At 34.2% G+C, this 16,776-nt stretch carries 17 protein-coding genes and 2 pseudogenes; 9 read left to right on the forward strand and 10 right to left on the reverse strand.

Translation table 11 applies throughout. The features are described from left to right. The first annotated feature begins 252 nt into the window (after window positions 1–252). A complete protein-coding gene (locus tag FTU35_RS12640) occupies window positions 253–819 on the forward strand; it encodes a recombinase family protein (RefSeq protein WP_000678311.1) in 567 nt (188 codons plus the stop codon). 596 nt (window positions 820–1,415) lie between these two features. On the opposite strand, the gene FTU35_RS12645 is transcribed toward FTU35_RS12640, so the two are convergent. The 4 genes from FTU35_RS12645 to FTU35_RS13515 all read right to left on the reverse strand — a co-directional run bounded on the left by FTU35_RS12645 (window position 1,416) and on the right by FTU35_RS13515 (window position 5,469). Then, window positions 1,416–2,216: a hypothetical protein gene (locus FTU35_RS12645; protein ID WP_180064775.1), complete on the reverse strand. Its 801-nt coding sequence runs from the start codon at window positions 2,214–2,216 to the stop codon at window positions 1,416–1,418. A 663-nt stretch (window positions 2,217–2,879) separates the two neighbouring features. Then, window positions 2,880–3,527, reverse strand: a complete 648-nt coding sequence (locus FTU35_RS12650) for a hypothetical protein (protein WP_180064776.1) — start codon at window positions 3,525–3,527, stop codon at window positions 2,880–2,882. A gap of 113 nt (window positions 3,528–3,640) precedes the next feature. Further along, on the reverse strand, window positions 3,641–5,089 hold the full coding sequence (locus FTU35_RS12655) for an SEL1-like repeat protein (protein ID WP_180064777.1): 1,449 nt from the start codon (window positions 5,087–5,089) through the stop codon (window positions 3,641–3,643). A 254-nt stretch (window positions 5,090–5,343) separates the two neighbouring features. Beyond that, entirely contained in the window at window positions 5,344–5,469 is a 126-nt protein-coding gene (locus FTU35_RS13515) for a hypothetical protein (protein WP_257224337.1), read from the reverse strand. A gap of 273 nt (window positions 5,470–5,742) precedes the next feature. Here FTU35_RS13515 and FTU35_RS12660 point away from each other — a divergent pair, with 273 nt between their 5' ends. The 4 genes from FTU35_RS12660 to FTU35_RS12675 all read left to right on the forward strand — a co-directional run bounded on the left by FTU35_RS12660 (window position 5,743) and on the right by FTU35_RS12675 (window position 7,794). After that, window positions 5,743–5,973 (forward strand): antitoxin, encoded by a 231-nt coding sequence (locus FTU35_RS12660; protein WP_004282079.1) that lies wholly within the window; start codon window positions 5,743–5,745, stop codon window positions 5,971–5,973. Next, window positions 5,970–6,365: a type II toxin-antitoxin system VapC family toxin gene (locus FTU35_RS12665; protein ID WP_180064778.1), complete on the forward strand. Its 396-nt coding sequence runs from the start codon at window positions 5,970–5,972 to the stop codon at window positions 6,363–6,365. The genes FTU35_RS12660 and FTU35_RS12665 overlap by 4 nt, the downstream gene beginning before the upstream one ends. A 235-nt stretch (window positions 6,366–6,600) precedes the next feature. Further along, window positions 6,601–7,533 carry a phosphotransferase gene (locus FTU35_RS12670; RefSeq protein ID WP_180064779.1) on the forward strand — a complete coding sequence of 311 codons (933 nt, stop codon included), beginning with the start codon at window positions 6,601–6,603 and terminating at the stop codon, window positions 7,531–7,533. Window positions 7,534–7,542: 9 nt separating this feature from the next. After that, window positions 7,543–7,794, forward strand: coding sequence for a hypothetical protein (locus tag FTU35_RS12675; RefSeq protein ID WP_180064780.1), 252 nt, complete (start codon window positions 7,543–7,545; stop codon window positions 7,792–7,794). 184 nt (window positions 7,795–7,978) lie between these two features. Here the strand turns inward: FTU35_RS12675 and FTU35_RS12680 are convergent. Further along, window positions 7,979–8,131 (reverse strand): annotated as a pseudogene (locus tag FTU35_RS12680) (IS5/IS1182 family transposase); the annotation flags it as partial. Window positions 8,132–8,320: 189 nt separating this feature from the next. After that, window positions 8,321–8,545 (reverse strand): XRE family transcriptional regulator, encoded by a 225-nt coding sequence (locus FTU35_RS12685; RefSeq protein ID WP_168419460.1) that lies wholly within the window; start codon window positions 8,543–8,545, stop codon window positions 8,321–8,323. Between the two features lie 149 nt (window positions 8,546–8,694). Here FTU35_RS12685 and FTU35_RS12690 point away from each other — a divergent pair, with 149 nt between their 5' ends. Then, window positions 8,695–8,940 carry a hypothetical protein gene (locus tag FTU35_RS12690; protein ID WP_034171689.1) on the forward strand — a complete coding sequence of 82 codons (246 nt, stop codon included), beginning with the start codon at window positions 8,695–8,697 and terminating at the stop codon, window positions 8,938–8,940. A gap of 107 nt (window positions 8,941–9,047) precedes the next feature. After that, window positions 9,048–9,152, forward strand: a pseudogene (locus FTU35_RS13375) (IS6 family transposase); the annotation flags it as partial. A gap of 770 nt (window positions 9,153–9,922) precedes the next feature. Here the strand turns inward: FTU35_RS13375 and repM are convergent. After that, the gene (gene repM, locus FTU35_RS12695; protein ID WP_216070535.1) at window positions 9,923–10,870 is read right to left on the reverse strand and encodes a replication initiation protein RepM; all 948 of its coding nucleotides are present in this window, start codon (window positions 10,868–10,870) and stop codon (window positions 9,923–9,925) included. 529 nt (window positions 10,871–11,399) lie between these two features. Here repM and FTU35_RS12700 point away from each other — a divergent pair. Both FTU35_RS12700 and FTU35_RS12705 read left to right on the forward strand, forming a co-directional pair. Next, complete coding sequence (locus FTU35_RS12700) at window positions 11,400–12,038, forward strand: AAA family ATPase (RefSeq protein ID WP_180064781.1); 639 nt, start codon at window positions 11,400–11,402, stop codon at window positions 12,036–12,038. Window positions 12,039–12,040: 2 nt separating this feature from the next. After that, window positions 12,041–12,340: a hypothetical protein gene (locus FTU35_RS12705; RefSeq protein WP_004778793.1), complete on the forward strand. Its 300-nt coding sequence runs from the start codon at window positions 12,041–12,043 to the stop codon at window positions 12,338–12,340. A gap of 959 nt (window positions 12,341–13,299) precedes the next feature. On the opposite strand, the gene FTU35_RS12710 is transcribed toward FTU35_RS12705, so the two are convergent. The 3 genes from FTU35_RS12710 to FTU35_RS13380 form a co-directional block, all read right to left on the reverse strand. Further along, a complete protein-coding gene (locus FTU35_RS12710) occupies window positions 13,300–16,155 on the reverse strand; it encodes a relaxase/mobilization nuclease domain-containing protein (protein WP_180064782.1) in 2,856 nt (951 codons plus the stop codon). 2 nt (window positions 16,156–16,157) lie between these two features. After that, the gene (locus tag FTU35_RS12715) at window positions 16,158–16,475 is read right to left on the reverse strand and encodes a hypothetical protein (RefSeq protein WP_180064783.1); all 318 of its coding nucleotides are present in this window, start codon (window positions 16,473–16,475) and stop codon (window positions 16,158–16,160) included. Continuing rightward, window positions 16,465–16,776 (reverse strand): hypothetical protein (locus FTU35_RS13380; RefSeq protein ID WP_218951287.1); only part of this gene is annotated, 312 nt, incomplete at its 5' end. The genes FTU35_RS13380 and FTU35_RS12715, both read right to left, overlap by 11 nt.

Raw genomic sequence — 16,776 nt, forward strand, 5'->3', positions numbered from 1 at the left:
ATTACTGAAATTACGTTACAAATAGAAAATACGAAATGTAATACATTGAACCAACATAAACACTAATTTGGACTTTAGTCTTCATATAGATGTTTTGTGTAACTTTAAAGTATACCCTAAAGTTACAATCTGAAAGTTCATGAAATTATGTATCATTTAAATGATTTTTAATCATAAGTAACATGTAACTTTAGTGTTAAAGAATTATAATTTACGAAATTGTTCATTTTTATCCAATTGGGGCGTGAAAAAGTGAAAGGCCAAAAAGTAGGGTATGTCCGGGTAAGTTCTGTCGAGCAAAACACTGGACGTCAACTTGAAGGAATTGAGGTCGACCGGATTTTTGTTGACCGTGCTTCAGGTAAAAATACTGACCGACCTAAATTTCAGGAAATGTTGAACTATGTCCGGGAAGGGGACAGGGTGATTGTACATTCAATGGATCGTTTTGCGCGAAGCCTAAAAGATTTGGTCACTGAAGTAGATAAACTGGTCAAACGAGGGATCGCCATCCAGTTTGTAAAAGAAAATATTACTTTTACAGCCGAATCCACCCCGATGGATAATTTGATGCTTCAAATGATGGGTGCTTTTGCACAGTTCGAACGTGAGATCATTTTAGAGCGGCAAAAGGAAGGAATAAAACTCGCCTCTGCTCAGGGGAAGTACAAAGGTCGGGTGCATAAACTAAAGCCTGACCAAGCTGAAGCTTTACGACAAGCATGGAAGGAGGGGAAGTATCCATCGAAAATGGCATTAGGGAAAGCTTTTGGGATTAGTCGTCAGGCGGTATACCGATATTTACAAGTTAGTGAATAGCTTATTGGGATTAGCAACTAAATTTAGTTTAACTTATAAAAATCATGAAACACTGTTCGAATTTTAAGCGTGGAACATGAATAATCAATAAAAAGCCGCTCTGGTGCCCTATATTCCAGAACGGCTTGCTTTAATATAATGATATTTAAAGAGAAATATCAAGCATTACGTATAAGCTGTATTATGTTAATTTTAGAGAATCTTAACTTATGAGATTAAGTAAAACTAAGAAATTCTATTCTGAAATTAATGATAGATAAGTAAAGATTCATACTAAGTAATACGGTATCATATTGAAAATTCACTAAAATAAGACACCTTAATCAAAGGTAAATCATGCTTACAGGATATGTATGAGAAGTTTACGAATCCGAAGACAGACTTACCCGTAATGAGTAGGTGTATTTTCAGTAGGAGATACAGTCAAAACCGAAACACAAGGTACAGCCCGTATCACTAACATAAATCACTTAGTTTTCCAGATTCCACATAAGATTATGGTGTATAAAGTCACAGAGTTTGAGGATTTACTCCCTCATCGTTGGGCACCCGAAGCCAGTTAAAATACAGCTACGGGGATTACCGTATGCTTACGATCAAAGCAATTTTTCAGCGTTTGCAATCATAAGTTTTTCACTTTCTATTTTTTCTAATTCACTCACTAGATTCCCTGTAATAATCTTTTCGTCTGAGAAATTTTCAGCCGAATTTGGAATCACTGTGGCTTTAATCGTTTTTTTCTTAGCGTCTTTCACTCTTAAGTCATACCATTTTTTTCCTGAATCCCTCATAAAATCATCAATCTTTATGAAACGGTGGTCATTTTGCCCTGCTCTTAAGCCGTTTTCACCAAATTTATAGAGATCTAAGCCTCTATAAGTCGCATAAGGTTCTTTTTCATCATCTAAATAAAGTTCTAAATACCATTGAATAGAAGATAAGTTTTGCTGACTTCCATTGTGAACATCAAACCACACCCCCTTTTCCAAAAAAGGATCTCGATGTTCTCCGAATCTAACATTAGTAGCTTTAATTTTTGAAAGATCGTTATAAAGATCAGTCCATTCTTTCTCAATAGCCTTTAATTGGTCATATTGAGCATTTACTTCTGGCTTGCGTTTACCTATGGCCATTTTAATCATCTTGCGATATGTAATATCAGCTCCCCATTTGTCCTTAAATATTTCAATAGTGTCATATTTATCATTGATACCTATTGAGTCCATTGCCCACTGAATAATAGCGGCATCATTTTCTGGAATTTCTTTAAACACAATTCCTGATGACTCTGAAAGACTATTGAAGCTTGTTAAATCAAATGTTTTATCTAAGGGATCTTTACTGCAACCACTCAACATTGCAAGACTTAAAAGGGATACGATTACAAGCTTTTTCATTTAATTCCTCTGGATTGGATTCAAAGTAAATTTTTAGATTTTCTGGTAGCGTCTGAGAACAGAATGTCAGTATCAAAATATCAAATAAATTCTGCTGACCACATTACACGATAAGTATACTGCCTTCTATCCATTTTAATCCTCCATCTAATTCAGAGATTTCATTTGTTCGCTATATAGCAAACTTTATGAGCAAAGCCTGTAAATTGAAGGATAAAAGGACTTCACAGCTGAATGGAAAAAGCTCCCTAGTGCCATAAGAGATCAATTCAAGAAGAAACTCGCTAAGGTCATAAGCAGCAACATATTCCCAAGAATATACTCAGAGGTGATCTTGCTCATCACCGTCGGGAAACGAGCTGACAGCATAGTTTATGATGAAGCGAAAAAGCGCATTAAAGACTAAAAATGGGAGCTTAAGGCTCCCATTTTTGATTTGATTTCGTATAACGCGTATTATGTTAATTTTGAGTAAAATAATAGACCTCTTGCGAAAGTATCTTTTATGACTATTTTAGATTTTGATATGTATTTAAAAATCAACGCTTATCACTGATTAAATTTTGACTAACGCAAGAGGTCTAATAATTAATACAGTCCTGAAAGCAATTAAATAACATTCATTTACTAAAAAATATTCCTCCGCCATTTTTATCAGTTAAATTAAAAATTAGCAGATTCGGATAATTGCTTATTATGCTGAGTCTCTTCCTTAATTTTTGATCGTTGCTGAGAAAACTCATGGGTTAGATACTCGACATTCACTTTAAATCCCCCCATATGTGGAGCACTGACTAAGATAGTTTCATTATTTGGTGTGACAAACTCAGTTTCCTGACTTCCTACAAAAGGTGCTTTTTCTCTAACAATCTTATAATTATTTTTCTTAACATAATTAACAATTTTTTTATAAGTCTCATGTGACATATGATTATTTTCTGTTAATTCCATTCCCACATAAACTAATTTTTGATTTTTATCAAATCCAAACTGGGTAAATGTGAGACCGTCCACATCAAATCCAGACCCATCATTTTCCAAAACAGGCCCACCAGCATATGACTCTCCATTTACTTTATATTTATTCAAACGTTTTTTCACTGACTCAAATGTTGAATCTCGCATTTTAAAACCAAGAACGGAAGTTCCTTTTAGATTTGGGTCATCTTCAGGAGAAAGTTTTTCTGCCTCTTTTTTGACAACCTCCTTTTCTGTTTTTAAGGATTGAATATCTGCATTAGTGCCATTCGAACACCCAATTAAAAAAACGCTTGTACTAAATAAAATAGATGTTAAATATTTTTTACACATAACTTAGAACCTTGAAAAATAACATTAATAAAAAACTTATATGCACTTATAAAATATTATGATGCCCACAAAAAAGCGTGGATCTAGTGTCCATGCTTCGCATAATGTTAAAATTATTGTAGTCCTGCAAGCATTAATTTTGCTTGAGCATGACCATTATTAGATGCTTTTCTAAGCCAGTTTAAAGCTTGTGTACGATTTTTTGGCAAACCATTATTGCCATATAGATAATTCTGACCAATATTGAATTGAGCCATAGCATTACCATTATTGGCTGCCTTTAAAAGCCACTCATTTGCCAAAGCACTATTTTGCACAACACCTTGGCCATTTGTGTACATGATAGCAAGGTTATTTTGTGCAGCTGCATCTCCCTGAGCCGCTGCCTTGCTATACCACTCAAAAGCCTTCAGATCGCTCTGCGCTACGCCTCGGCCATTGTCATACATCAGCCCGAGATTATATTGTGCAGCTGCATACCCCTGAGTCGCTGCCTTGCTATACCACTCAAAAGCCTTCAGATCGCTCTGCGCTACGCCTTGACCCTTGAAATACATCACCCCGAGGTTACTTTGTGCAGCTGCATACCCCTGAGTCGCTGCCTTGCTATACCACTCAAAAGCCTTCAGATCGCTCTGCGCTACGCCTTGACCCTTGGAATACATCACCCCGAGATTATATTGTGCAGCTGCATACCCCTGAGTCGCTGCCTTGCTATACCACTCAAAAGCCTTCAGATCGCTCTGCGCTACGCCTTGACCCTTGGCATACATCACCCCGAGATTATATTGTGCAACTGCATTCCCCTGAGCCGCTGCCTTGCTATACCATTCAAAGGCTTTGGCATAATTTTGGGCTACCCCTTGACCGTTGTCATACATCACCCCAAGGTTATATTGCGCACTTGCATTCCCCTGTGCCGCTGCCTTGCTAAACCATTCAAAGGCTTTCGCATCACTTTGACCTACGCCACGACCGTTGGCATACCTCACCCCAAGGTTAAATTGCGCACTTGCATCCCCCTGTGCCGCTGCCTTGCTATACCATTCAAAGGCTTTCGCATCACTTTGACCTACGCCACTACCGTTGGCATACATCAACCCAAGGTTAAATTGCGCACTTGCATCCCCCTGTGCCGCTGCCTTGCTAAACCATTCAAAGGCTTTCGCATCACTTTGACCTACGCCATGACCATTGGCATACATAAACCCAAGGTTAGTTTGCGCATCTGCATCCCCCTTTGCCGCTGCCTTGCTATACCATTCAAAGGCTTTGGCATAATTTTGGACTACCCCTTGACCGTTGTCATACATCAACCCAAGCTTATATTGCGCACTTGCATGCCCCTGTGCCGCTGCCTTGCTATACCATTCAAAGGCTTTCGCATCACTTTGACCTACGCCATGACCATTGGCATACATCACCCCAAGGTTATATTGCTTACTTGCATCCCCCTTAAGAGCTAAGGTTTCAATTTCATTGAAACTATTCGAATTCGCGAAGCTAGAATTAATCAGAAAATTTAATGTAAGTGGTAATAATATTTTTTTATAAATGTTCATCTTTAAATTCCTACTAAATTAAGATGATGAAAGTTTAATCTAACTTTAAGTTTTTTCTAGAATTTCTGGTTAGCATGTTTAATAAAAATCCATCCATTTAACATAATGGTGGTTATACGCAATACACTTGTATATTAAGTTATATATCAAACACTTAAAAATTTCACCAAAGCCAAAAAATGTCCAAAAAGCCGATTTTGAAACAAGTCGGCTTTTTATTGAACAAATTTGTCACTTTCGGCCAATAAAATCGATTAAAAAACGCCCATATTTCGCTTTTTCCCTGATAACTCAATGCCTGCACTTCGGAAATTATCCGCAATTTCTGCGGATAAACCTTGGGGTAAGTTTTGAGCAATCTTGTAAGCCAAGGCTGACATGAATTAGGGACCATTGCGTCTATGTCAGTATGGGGATTTTTCATATGATGGGGACATAGAGAACAGGATGTTCCAACACATAAAACAATAATGATAAGTGCAACACCAGGACGTGAGGTACGACAGGAGTTATACTTAAACACCCAATATGAAAAAGCCCGACAGGATGTCGGGCTTTTTTATTGTCTTATTATTTTAATGCAACTTTGACACTCTATGCTTTAATGATATGATATATACCTATGATACATATCATAATACTAGGAGCTGAATATGGAAATTGCGAAAGTATTTCAAACTGGCCGCAGTCAGGCTGTTCGCTTGCCTAAAGCCTTTCGTTTTAATGGTACTGAGGTCGCTATCAAAAGCTTCGGACGTGGTGTGTTATTGATGCCAATTGATAATCCTTGGGATGTCATGCTGGAAGCAGTTAACGAATTCGAGTCTGGATTCCAGTTAGAACGTGCTGATCAAGGTGAACAGTTCCGTGAGGAGTTCAAATGATTTACCTCTTAGACACAAATATTTGTATCTATGTAATCAACAATAAGCCTCAACACGTTTTTGAACGGTTTAAGCAATACCAACTCGGCCAGCTTGCGATTTCAAGTATCACGGCATCGGAGCTAGCTTTTGGTGTGGAGAAATCTAGATCTGAACGTAATAAACAAGCTTTAAATAAATTTTTGTCACCATTAGATATCCTACCTTACAATGAACAAGCAATTTGGCATTACGCTAAATTACGCCAGGATCTTCAATCGACAGGTAAACCGATTGGCAGCTTAGATATGCTGATCGCTGCTCATGCCTTGGCGTTGGATGTTGTATTGGTCACGAACAATACAAAAGAATTTGAACGGATTGATGGTCTAAAGCTAGAGAATTGGGTCTAATCGCTATATCTAGCCCTATGCAGGGCTAGTGTTATTCCCAAGTAGAAATGTCCATATAGGACATTTCTACTTGGGAATAACATAAAATGTTAAGTTGCCATAAAAAAGTAACCATGTGTACGTCTGTTTTAATTTCATCTATAAACAAGCTAAGCCTAATTTGCTAAAAGAATTTTTCGCATGTTTATTTTGAATACTCAACTTATTAAGAAAACACTTTTTGAAGATTATCCCTATGTTATTGAATATAATAAAGAAGTTAGAGTGCCAATTAATTAAAACTATATATATTAACTATGGTTTTTCTCCAGAATCTATAATTTTGATTAAATCATACCCAGAATTTGTTTATAAAGTAAATTATAAAAATTCAAAATTTATATTAAAAATATTGAAAAAAGATAAAATTGATATAGAGAGAATAAATTTTATTAAATTTATTCAGAAATCGATAGAAATACCTAAAATTTTATTAAATTACAATAATAAATTATATAGTGAACTATATTTTGATGAGTATAAACTATTCTTCTATTTACAATATTTTATAGAAGGTAAGGATATAAATTATGAGAATAATAATAATGCTATCAAATATGGAAGAGAATTAAGCTTAATTCACATTAAATCAATGACTTATAAAAAACATTATGCGGAAGTGGATATTTTTAAAGAATGTATTAAAGAATTAGAATATATATTAGAGATATTAAAATTTATTAATAAAAAAGCATATTATTCATTTAACAATATTTTGATATTTTTTAAAGAAAAAAGCCTTGAATCAATTTATTATGAAAATTTAATATTTATACATGGTGATACCCATGGTGGTAATGCTATTTTAGCAAAAAAAATATATTTTATTGATTGGGATGATTCTAAATTATACGACAAATATTACGACATATCATGTTTTTATTGGATGTGTATTACTTTAAATAGAATGAATTTATGGAATTTATTTTGCAACGGTTATCAAGAAAATTACCCTATAAATTATACACAACATAAAAATAAAATTTTAAAAATGTCAATACTAAAAGATCTTAAGGTTTTTAAGTATTATCTTGAATACTCTCAAATGATTGGTAGTGATTTAATAAAAGACATTTACATTACGAAAAGATATAATTTTATAAAAAATTTAATTGATCAAATCATATAGGTAAGAGTTATGAGTTCAGCTGCCGAATACGCAATTTCCCACAATTTAGATCCATTTATTGGTACTGATTGGTTACCAAGAGATGATGATTTAGATTACGGCCAAAATGAGGAGCCATCAACACCAATATGTAAAAAGATATTGGTAATAAAATCAAAAAAATTTTATAGTTTTAAAGAAGCCTTAACTTTTAGTAAGCTTAAAGCTCCTTCATCAATCAAGACAGAAGGTAAATACTATATTGTTGAATATAAAGAATAATAGACTTTCTTCATAAATCTTTTTTCAACCAAGAATTTTTCTATTTTATTAGTATTTGAGGCTAATAATTTGTGCTGAATTAGTAGGAGACTTCCTCTAGGGAATAACACAAATGTTAGTGGATTAATCCACTAACAACTAACAAAAAATGGCTAAATTTGAGGACGCTGCTTTTGAGATGTAAGTAGGTTTGATTTCGCCCTTGTTTGCCTTTTGATGGAGCATACCATTGCGTAGCAGGATCAAACCAAATGGCAATATTTCCTCGACTCATGAGTGCTCGGTTATATACGGGCCAATTGGTTGTGCGGTAGATTTTCTGTGTAGGCTTATTCATTTGAAAATTATTTTGCTGAAAAAGCTTTTACAGATAGATTTGTGCAACAAAGCCCCCTGGTTCTCAAAACACGAAACTTTATTGAAAAGTTCTATCGAGGCTTATAAGTCCCTGAAACAAAAATGCCTGAACTTCAGGCATTTTTTACGTCATCACTAACAGCTTAAAACAATCAAAAAAACTAAAGTCTTAGTCTTTTGAATACGACTTAATTTTTTCGAAAATAGGGTAAAAGTCTATACCCTCATCTTTCATGCTAGAAAGCAAATAAACCAGAACAGCAATATGAGTAGGTACTTTTCCGATCTTTTTATAGTTAGTTATGGAATTTGGGTTCATGTCCAATAATGTTGCAAATTCCTTAATTGAAAGACCTGCTTTCCCCATAAGTCTTTGAAATTCTTCGTACGGCATCGTGATAAATACAATCTGTTTGAATTAAAAGTATAACACAGACCATAGAATTACAAAAAACACATAAATTATGTGACAAACACATTTTTTATGTGTTATAAATAGCTTATCAACTAATCTATTTATCATCTCTATAGGAGAAACATATTATGTACTCATACCCAGATTCAAACACTGAAAAGAAAATTGCTCTCATGATTATTAATGACTTTTTCATTCAAAAAGCCCATGAACTGTGGATTTTTTTACAACTCGATCAGTGCTTTAACGATTATGAAGCCACACTGATTTGGACTAGACGTTATTTAGAGAAGCATCCTGAGTGTGAGTACAGCGATATTCAAAAAGCTTTCCGTTCTTGTTTCCCTGAAAATTTCTTCAGCTTTGACTATTAATTGGTGAATCATCTTTCCTCTTTTGTTGCAGTTGAAATTAGAGTAAACGCTATAAAAGAGGAAAAATGGCAGTGTTAAAAATAGGATTTCAACTAAAGGTTCAATAGATGAATCACTTCCATAGTCGGCACCATCTTTGGGGCGAAATCATTCTTTGGGCTGTGCGCTGGTATTGTAAGTATGGCAGTACAGAAAGAGTTTTACATCGCATCACTCTCTTCAGGATTACATAATTTCATAAGTTATGTAAATTATGCAACTTTATAATTTTATATTCCTGGAAGATTAATCCCGGGCAGTTCTTCTCATTAGATGGATCCTTCGTTTTCAGCACTGAACTTCCATATATGGACAAATCCCTGACAAGCATAACCAGGAAAGGTTTCCATCTCATCACTCTCTTCAGGATTACATAATTTCATAAGTTATGTAAGTTATGCAACTTTATAATTTTATATTCCTGGAAGATTAATCCCGGGCAGTTCTTCTCATTAGATGGATCCTTCGTTTTCAGCACTGCGCTTCCATATATGGACAAATCCCTGACAAGCATGACAGGCAGAGGTTTCCATCTTATCACTCTCTTCAAGATTACATAATTTCATAAGTTACGTAAGTTATGCAACTTTATAATTTAATATTCCTGGAAGATTAATCCCGGGCAGTTCTTCTCATTAGATGAATCCTTCGTTTTCAGCACTGAACTTCCATATATGGACAAATCCCTGACAAGCATGACAGGCAGAGGTTTCCATCTTATCACTCTCTTTAGGATTACATAATTTCATAAGTTACGTAAGTTATGTAACTTTATAATTTAATATTCCTTATAGATCAGCTGCTAACCATTCATGTAATAGCCTTCCAATTAAAATGGACACTTCTCAATAAAGACCAAATTATAGAACTAGGGTTACCAAGGCAGACTAAATTTTTTCCTATAGGTTAGTAGTGTTCAAAATAAGAATTTCTATTATTCAGATTATGATAACTTTTCTGATTTATATTTTTCTTTATAGCCTACTTTTAACAAATCAGGATAATACTTTTTTACCTTTTCAGGATCGAGAAGTTCAAGTGAAATCCTTTCTTTAAACGCTTCGATCTCCTCACCTACATTGGCATATTTTCCCCCGAATTCGGGATATTTGATAAGGTCACACAATTTTTGAGCGAAAAATATAGATTGTTTTGGTGTCAACTGATATGTAGGTTCCAGTACCTTATCACTAACAATTAAGGAAGCTTTTTGATTAAAAGAAAATTCGATATGTGTAATTGTTCTTCCTTCTTTTTTCTGCTCATAACTTACATCGATATCAGTAAGTTTATTAATTTGATCTATGGCAACAGTCAATACACGCTTTTTAAAATCGCCCATGGTTTTATATTCATTTTCAAGTAAACCTAACTTATCACGCAATTCAACCATACTAATATATAGCTTACCTTTGCTACGCCATCTAATCAAAAGTTCATACAGCCGTATAGCGTATACGCTAGATAATTGAGAAATTTGCTTTAATTCATAACGGGTAAATTTTTCTTCAAGTTTTACAAAAAGCTGTAAAATATCAGGAGCAAAAATTAGTTGAGCGCATGCAGCTTCTTTAACATAGCCAACTTTTGATACCCAACGGCTTTTGTAGACCGCTTGCTTACCTGTAACAGGATCTATGGCCTTATAGGTGAGTCTACGTTCAAACAAGTTATCACACGCTCCCTGAAGAGCCTCATAGGCCGCTTGACGACCCAAATTAAAGTGCTTCATGTATTCAGATGCATGTATTGTTAGCAAGGTATCCGATGTAAGCTCTTTTTCAATTTCCCTAGCTGCAATAATCGCAACTAAAATTAAGCGTTGTTCAGACAAAGTCAACGCATAAGATGCTTCAATCAAGTTATTATCTTTATAAATTAGATTTGCCATATTGTGATTAGAGAAACAAATATCATTAATTGACATTAACACTTAATGACCATTAATGGAATATCTATAAACATCTAAACATCTTGCGAGAGTATTGGTAATACCCTAATTTTTGAATTGGCTAAGACCTTATTAAATGTAGCTTTAAGATGTTTAAATTTTGACCAACGCAAGAAGTCTTATCTATATCAGGAAAATGTCCATTTATATCAGGAAAATGTCCATTTATATCAGGAAAACGTCTATTTAAATAAAGGGAAATGTCCACTTATTGTCAGGAAAACGTCTATTTAAATAAAGGAAAATGTCCACTTATTGTCAGGAAAACGTCCATATAAATCCTCTGAGAACTAGACTACATAAGGCATACAAAGGTTCTATAAATATAAATTTAAAAATATATATAAAATTAAAAAAGAGCATTACTTGTGGATAACTTTATTTTCTAACTTTATTTTTCACAATAGTTGATTCAGGAGATTGAAACTTGTACATTGTTTTTAACAAAATTACGTAACTTACATAACTTATGATTATTTTAGTAGGTGGTGAAAAAGGCGGAGCTGGTAAAAGCTGCCTTGCACAAAACTTAGCGGTTTATTTACAAAAAAAGAATAGAGATGTTCTGCTTCTAGATGCAGATCCTCAAGGTACAACTACTGACTGGATTAAAGAACGTGATGAGAATGAGGATTTGAAAAATATCCCATCTGTACAAGCTTCAGGCAATATTCGTCAAGTTTTAAAAGATTTATCAAAAAGATATGAAGATATTATCATTGACGCTGGTGGGCAAGATTCAGAAGCATTGCGCTCTGCTATGACTATAGCAACACATATGCTATTGCCTTTTAGACCTAAACGTAGAGATCTAAAGACTTTGGATCATATGGAACAAATATTAAAACTGGCACGAGCAGTGAATCCAGATTTGAATGCCAGAGCAATCATTACACAATGCCCAACATTACCGTCACAAGTACAGCGAATTTTAGATGCTAAAGAAGCCTGTGTATCGTTTGGAATAAAAGCCTTAGACCAAATCACGACAAACCGAAATGTTTATGATGATGCAGATGAAAATGGCTTATCTGTTTTTGAAGTAACAAGTGATCCAAAGGCAAAAGCAGAGATTGAAGGGATAGCTCAAGAGTTTTTAGGAGTGTAATTATGGCAGGTCTTAGCGGTTTAAAAAAGAAAACTGACGATCTTTCGGATCAAGATAAACTGGTTGAAAACTTTATATCTGGAGCTGATAAAAGAGTTAAGGACCTAGAAGTTTCACAAAAGAAATTCGTTCGTTGTACCTTTTCTTTAAATCAAGAATTAAGTGAGTTAATCGATGAGTTAATTATCAAAAGTAATAATGCTCGTGTTAACAGATCTAGTATTGTAAGAATAGCTTTAGAATCACTGGCAGAGCAGAATTTAGAAGATTTTAAGCAACTAGTTGATAAAAGTTTTAAATAAAATGAGAAGGGAACAGGTTATTTAATCTATAAGATTAAATAACATAACTTCATAACTTCATAACTTCATAACTTCATAACTTCATAACTTCATAACTTCATAACTTCATAACTTCATAATATATTAAAATTTAATTTTTAGATTTATGCCACTGTTAATTCATGGACTACCACAACGTATGTTCTTCGTTTTTTCGCAAGTGATGCGATGGATGTCTGATGATTTGTAGTCATAAATTTAAGTCCCCACTTGTTTCTAAGTGGGGACTAAATTAAGGCTTATAGGATGAATTCAGAAGGTGTGTTCAGCGGACGCTTACAAAAGAAATAACGAAAAAATAGTTAAATTAACTTTTCAGTATTAATTTGACTATTTTTAATTTTAATTGCTATTGAATAATATTCGATTTAAATACAATTTTTTAGTGATTAAGTCCAACCCAGATATTTCTTTTTTCAAATCACATTTAAAAGTAATAATTTTTTTTCCGTGGTCTACGGTGTAGCTAAAAATTAAACCATTATGTACTTTATAGTATTTATTACCGATATACTTGTATCCAAAAAAATGAAATGAAAGAAGGGAGTCACAAAATATTTCTAACATCGTAGAATTATTTATATTAATAAAAGAGACAGTAAAGCTATCCGATGAATTGTGAACCAATTTATGAAGAATATTAAGAAGAAATGTATTGTATAGTTGCGAAGATTTCACTATTTAACCTTATTTAAAGCACACGAAAAACACGTAAAAAACGAGTTAACCTTTCATGTCTTTAAATAAGAGTGACCTTCTCCCGCTAGCCTTAATTCTAGCTAACCAACTAGTCTGTTATAAAACTAGGGGGCTATTGATTTTATAACTCAATAAAGATGAAAAATCTAGTTTTTTTAGCATTTTTTTATCTTCTATCAGAATTTATAAAAAATTAATTTGAAGGGGGGATTACCGAAGGACTAGAAACCAAAATCATAGCTATCAGTGGTACGGTTTAGGCTCTTAGAGTTTTCATCTAATGTTATAGACTTTTCTTTATCGATAGGGAGGGGGTGATCTTCTATAGTTGGTGATGTTGGAGGGGAATTAGGAATAACAGTCTTGTGCTCATTTATTTGGTGCACAATATTGTGAGCTATCTTGTCGTTCGCTGAGCTTTCAACTTGACGATCTATTAATGGGTGGTCAAATTCGATTCTTATATTTGTTGCATGTGCAATTTCTTGCACCTGTCTTTTAAAGTCATCTGTACCAGAGACCAATACAACACCAAATTTATCTCTAGCTAATAATAAGGCATCGTGAATATGGTCACGCTGTTGGCTCAGTACAGTAATATTTTCAGATTTTTTACTTTCAAAAAAAGCGACTTTCTCTTGATCGATATAAAATGTTTCTCCAAATCTGTATTCGATACGATATTTTTTAAGAGGGTAGGCTGACTGTAAAATTTGATCAGAATCATTCAATGTTTCTTTTGGCCTCGTGAAGATATTATTCCGCTCTAATTCCTGTTGTTTTTGTAGCTTAGCTTTTCTACTGTATTCGTAAAACTCAAACATCTGTAAGTAATCTAGTTCAGATAAAGATTCTGTCTGTTGATAGGATTTGTTCACTTTATTTTTAGGTATAAGTGTTAGGTCTTTCAAATGTTGCGAAGCATCGTTGGTTATAACAAGGGTATGGCATTTTTCGTTGATCATAGGCTGATGTTGTAAAGAAAAATATAATTGCCAGGTTTGCTCAATGTCATTTGAGTTGAAATATTTTTTATTTAATTTTGAAGCTTGTGTATAGATCAGGTTATGCAGTCTTTGGATCAAGATACTCTGATCGTCTTGATTAAGCTGAGGCAATTGATGCTTTTGAATACATGTTGCTAAAATAGATGTGAGCTGGCTCAGTTTGATGCCACAACAGTTCAGAAGTAAACCAGTTTTGATCAGTGCTGTGCTTTTGCATTCGCCTGTTGTCTTAAAATGTTGATAGAGTTGCTTGAAGCCAATTTGGAGTTGCTCTAATGATAATTCTGAGAGAGCAGGCAGAGTTCTACTTTTGTTTGTATCTTGAATTTCATTGGATTTATGTTGGGACAGCATCTTAAATAAGTTTTTAAAATCTGATGATCCTCGAACTGATACTTCATGCTCGGGATGTAAATTCTTTAAACATTGCTGTAATCGGGTGATTGAATAATTACTAAAGACCAGAATTCCATATCTATTTTGAATCCCAATAGGCTCTTTATGATCTTCTGAATCAAACAGTATTTTGGCAGTCTTGATATCTGGATCTTCTTGATAAATAAAATTCTTAGACTGACGTTGATCAAATAGAAATTGTTGTTGTATCAATATAGGATTAGTTGGTGAAACAAATCTTAAAAAATCAGCATAAGAGGTAATTTGGGTTGAATCAAAGTTTCTAGACAAAAAATTTTGATCAAATAGTTTTTCAGAAGTCTGTTGGCTTAAATTTTGATTTTGGGAAAGAAATACTTTTCTAATTTCAGCTCTGGTGGTCAGTTGTTCTGCCTGATGCTGATAATGCAATAGGGTATAAATGGTATCAGTAGACTGTTCTGGAAATTTCTTTTGATGTTGCTTTAAAAAAGAAGATTTATTGTATTTATAAAGTTCATTCTCGAAGCTGATATCCTGATATTTAGATCGACGATTCTGACTATAAACATCTTTAGTTGATTTCATCTTGAGATAAGCGTCATGAAGCTCCTTAACCAAAAAGTCTTCACTTTGGAATAAATGATAAGCAGAGATCTTTGAGGATTCATGTGGAGTGTGCTGAGCTGTCGCATTCAATTTGGGCTGATAGATTTTGATCTGATCAACGTGATGAGGTGTAAACTCCCCCCAACACTTTTCCAAATTCTTTAAAGTGACTTGTTTATTGCAAAATAAAGAAGCCTTAAACGTCAGAGACTGTTGATCATCAGTTTTTATTTTAAAAATACTACCATTACGTTTTCGCTCATACAAAATTCCTAAACCTGCTAATTGTTGATGCCAGTCCTGCCAACTATTTGCATCGTTTAGGATAGGCTGAATGGTTTTTTCAAGGTCAGCTTGATAGTTGCCTGCAGTCGCAATGTCATTGCGCAACTGACTCTTTTGTTGATGTCGATGTTCTTGATCACGAATCTTTGCACTGATTTTAAATGCATCAGGATTTGATATGTGGTTGATGTTTTTTTCACATTGGCCAGTTTCATGATTATAGATAAACAGAGGATTTGGCTCAGGTTCCCAGCCTTGTTTTGCTTCAATTTCTGCAACAGCTCGATGTACTGCATTTAAGATCCAACCATCTCCGAGATCCACCGCTTGATGTTCATTATGATTATTTTTTCTGTATGGATGGATTCGGTTAATGATCAAATGGAAGTGTACATTGTCTGTATCCATGTGCAATGCATACTGCATTTGTAAGTCATCTGCTTTGAGATGTTTACTTAAAATATCGATTTGTTCTTCTAATTCCTGGGTCGTTGGGACTTCAAATTTTTTAAAACTTCCGACGATATGAACAATTGGGTCATCCACGCGTGTATTCAAACTGGCAGTTTGTGACATTTCAATTTTTTGATACTCAATATTGTCATCCAGAAAGTTACGTGAATTCGAGTAAACACATTTTTCAGAAATGAGCTCATGACTAAAGCTAGCATGCAACTGAGTAATATAGTCACTGAGGTAGTCGATACGCGTTTGATTTGGATTATGTATGTAGTCTGATAAACCGTTGATACGATTTTCAACAGAAGTGCCTAATGTGTTTGGAATTACTTTAATAATCATGTCTAACGTACCTGGTCATTTAGTCGACGCACAATGATTTTCAACTCATGCACGAGCTCTGTAATGTCACATAATTCTTCGGGGATCAAATCTTTATCTTGGAGTTCAATTAAGATTTTTGGGAGAACAATCCCGATCATCCTAATCGTATGAATATCACGTTGATCGATTAATTGACTGTAGTCATCACTTAAAATTTTTTTACGTATATAGTCAGATTGATTGAGCTGTAATGCCTTGCTGGCATCATTAATATCTTGATGTTCATCTGCAGTTAAACGAACAATGATCTGCTTATTTCTTGATGCTTTAATTTTCATTTTTTTCTACTGTATACAAATTGAGACCGAGCGAAGCGAGCTCGAGATTTGACATGGATAATGTGATATACATTATCCCATCCTGTACTTTTTTGGTAGTCAGTACTTTTTTGGTAGTCAGTACTTTTTTGGTAGTCAGTACTTTTTTGGTAGTCAGTACTTTTTTGGTAGTCAGTACTTTTTTGGTAGTCAGTACTTTTTTGGTAGTCAGTACTTTTTTGGTAGTCAGTACTTTTTTGGTAGTCAGTACTTTTTTGGTAGTCAGTACTTTTTTGGTAGTCAGTACTTTTTTGGTAGTCAG

The organism is Acinetobacter sp. YH12095 (assembly GCF_013419245.1).
Classification (GTDB): domain Bacteria; phylum Pseudomonadota; class Gammaproteobacteria; order Pseudomonadales; family Moraxellaceae; genus Acinetobacter; species Acinetobacter towneri.

What these genes read in the sequence shown, in the direction of transcription:
- FTU35_RS12710 (WP_180064782.1), bottom strand. Translation starts at nt 16,155, where the DNA reads ATGATTATTAAAGTAATTCCAAACACATTAGGCACTTCTGTTGAAAAT.
- FTU35_RS12700 (WP_180064781.1), top strand. Translation starts at nt 11,400, where the DNA reads ATGATTATTTTAGTAGGTGGTGAAAAAGGCGGAGCTGGTAAAAGCTGC.
- FTU35_RS12685 (WP_168419460.1), bottom strand. Translation starts at nt 8,545, where the DNA reads ATGCCGTACGAAGAATTTCAAAGACTTATGGGGAAAGCAGGTCTTTCA.
- FTU35_RS12670 (WP_180064779.1), top strand. Translation starts at nt 6,601, where the DNA reads ATGTTATTGAATATAATAAAGAAGTTAGAGTGCCAATTAATTAAAACT.
- FTU35_RS12715 (WP_180064783.1), bottom strand. Translation starts at nt 16,475, where the DNA reads ATGAAAATTAAAGCATCAAGAAATAAGCAGATCATTGTTCGTTTAACT.
- FTU35_RS12660 (WP_004282079.1), top strand. Translation starts at nt 5,743, where the DNA reads ATGGAAATTGCGAAAGTATTTCAAACTGGCCGCAGTCAGGCTGTTCGC.
- repM (WP_216070535.1), bottom strand. Translation starts at nt 10,870, where the DNA reads ATGGCAAATCTAATTTATAAAGATAATAACTTGATTGAAGCATCTTAT.
- FTU35_RS12665 (WP_180064778.1), top strand. Translation starts at nt 5,970, where the DNA reads ATGATTTACCTCTTAGACACAAATATTTGTATCTATGTAATCAACAAT.
- FTU35_RS12705 (WP_004778793.1), top strand. Translation starts at nt 12,041, where the DNA reads ATGGCAGGTCTTAGCGGTTTAAAAAAGAAAACTGACGATCTTTCGGAT.
- FTU35_RS12650 (WP_180064776.1), bottom strand. Translation starts at nt 3,527, where the DNA reads ATGTGTAAAAAATATTTAACATCTATTTTATTTAGTACAAGCGTTTTT.
- FTU35_RS12690 (WP_034171689.1), top strand. Translation starts at nt 8,695, where the DNA reads ATGTACTCATACCCAGATTCAAACACTGAAAAGAAAATTGCTCTCATG.
- FTU35_RS12655 (WP_180064777.1), bottom strand. Translation starts at nt 5,089, where the DNA reads ATGAACATTTATAAAAAAATATTATTACCACTTACATTAAATTTTCTG.
- FTU35_RS13515 (WP_257224337.1), bottom strand. Translation starts at nt 5,469, where the DNA reads ATGTCAGCCTTGGCTTACAAGATTGCTCAAAACTTACCCCAAGGTTTA.
- FTU35_RS12645 (WP_180064775.1), bottom strand. Translation starts at nt 2,216, where the DNA reads ATGAAAAAGCTTGTAATCGTATCCCTTTTAAGTCTTGCAATGTTGAGT.
- FTU35_RS12675 (WP_180064780.1), top strand. Translation starts at nt 7,543, where the DNA reads ATGAGTTCAGCTGCCGAATACGCAATTTCCCACAATTTAGATCCATTT.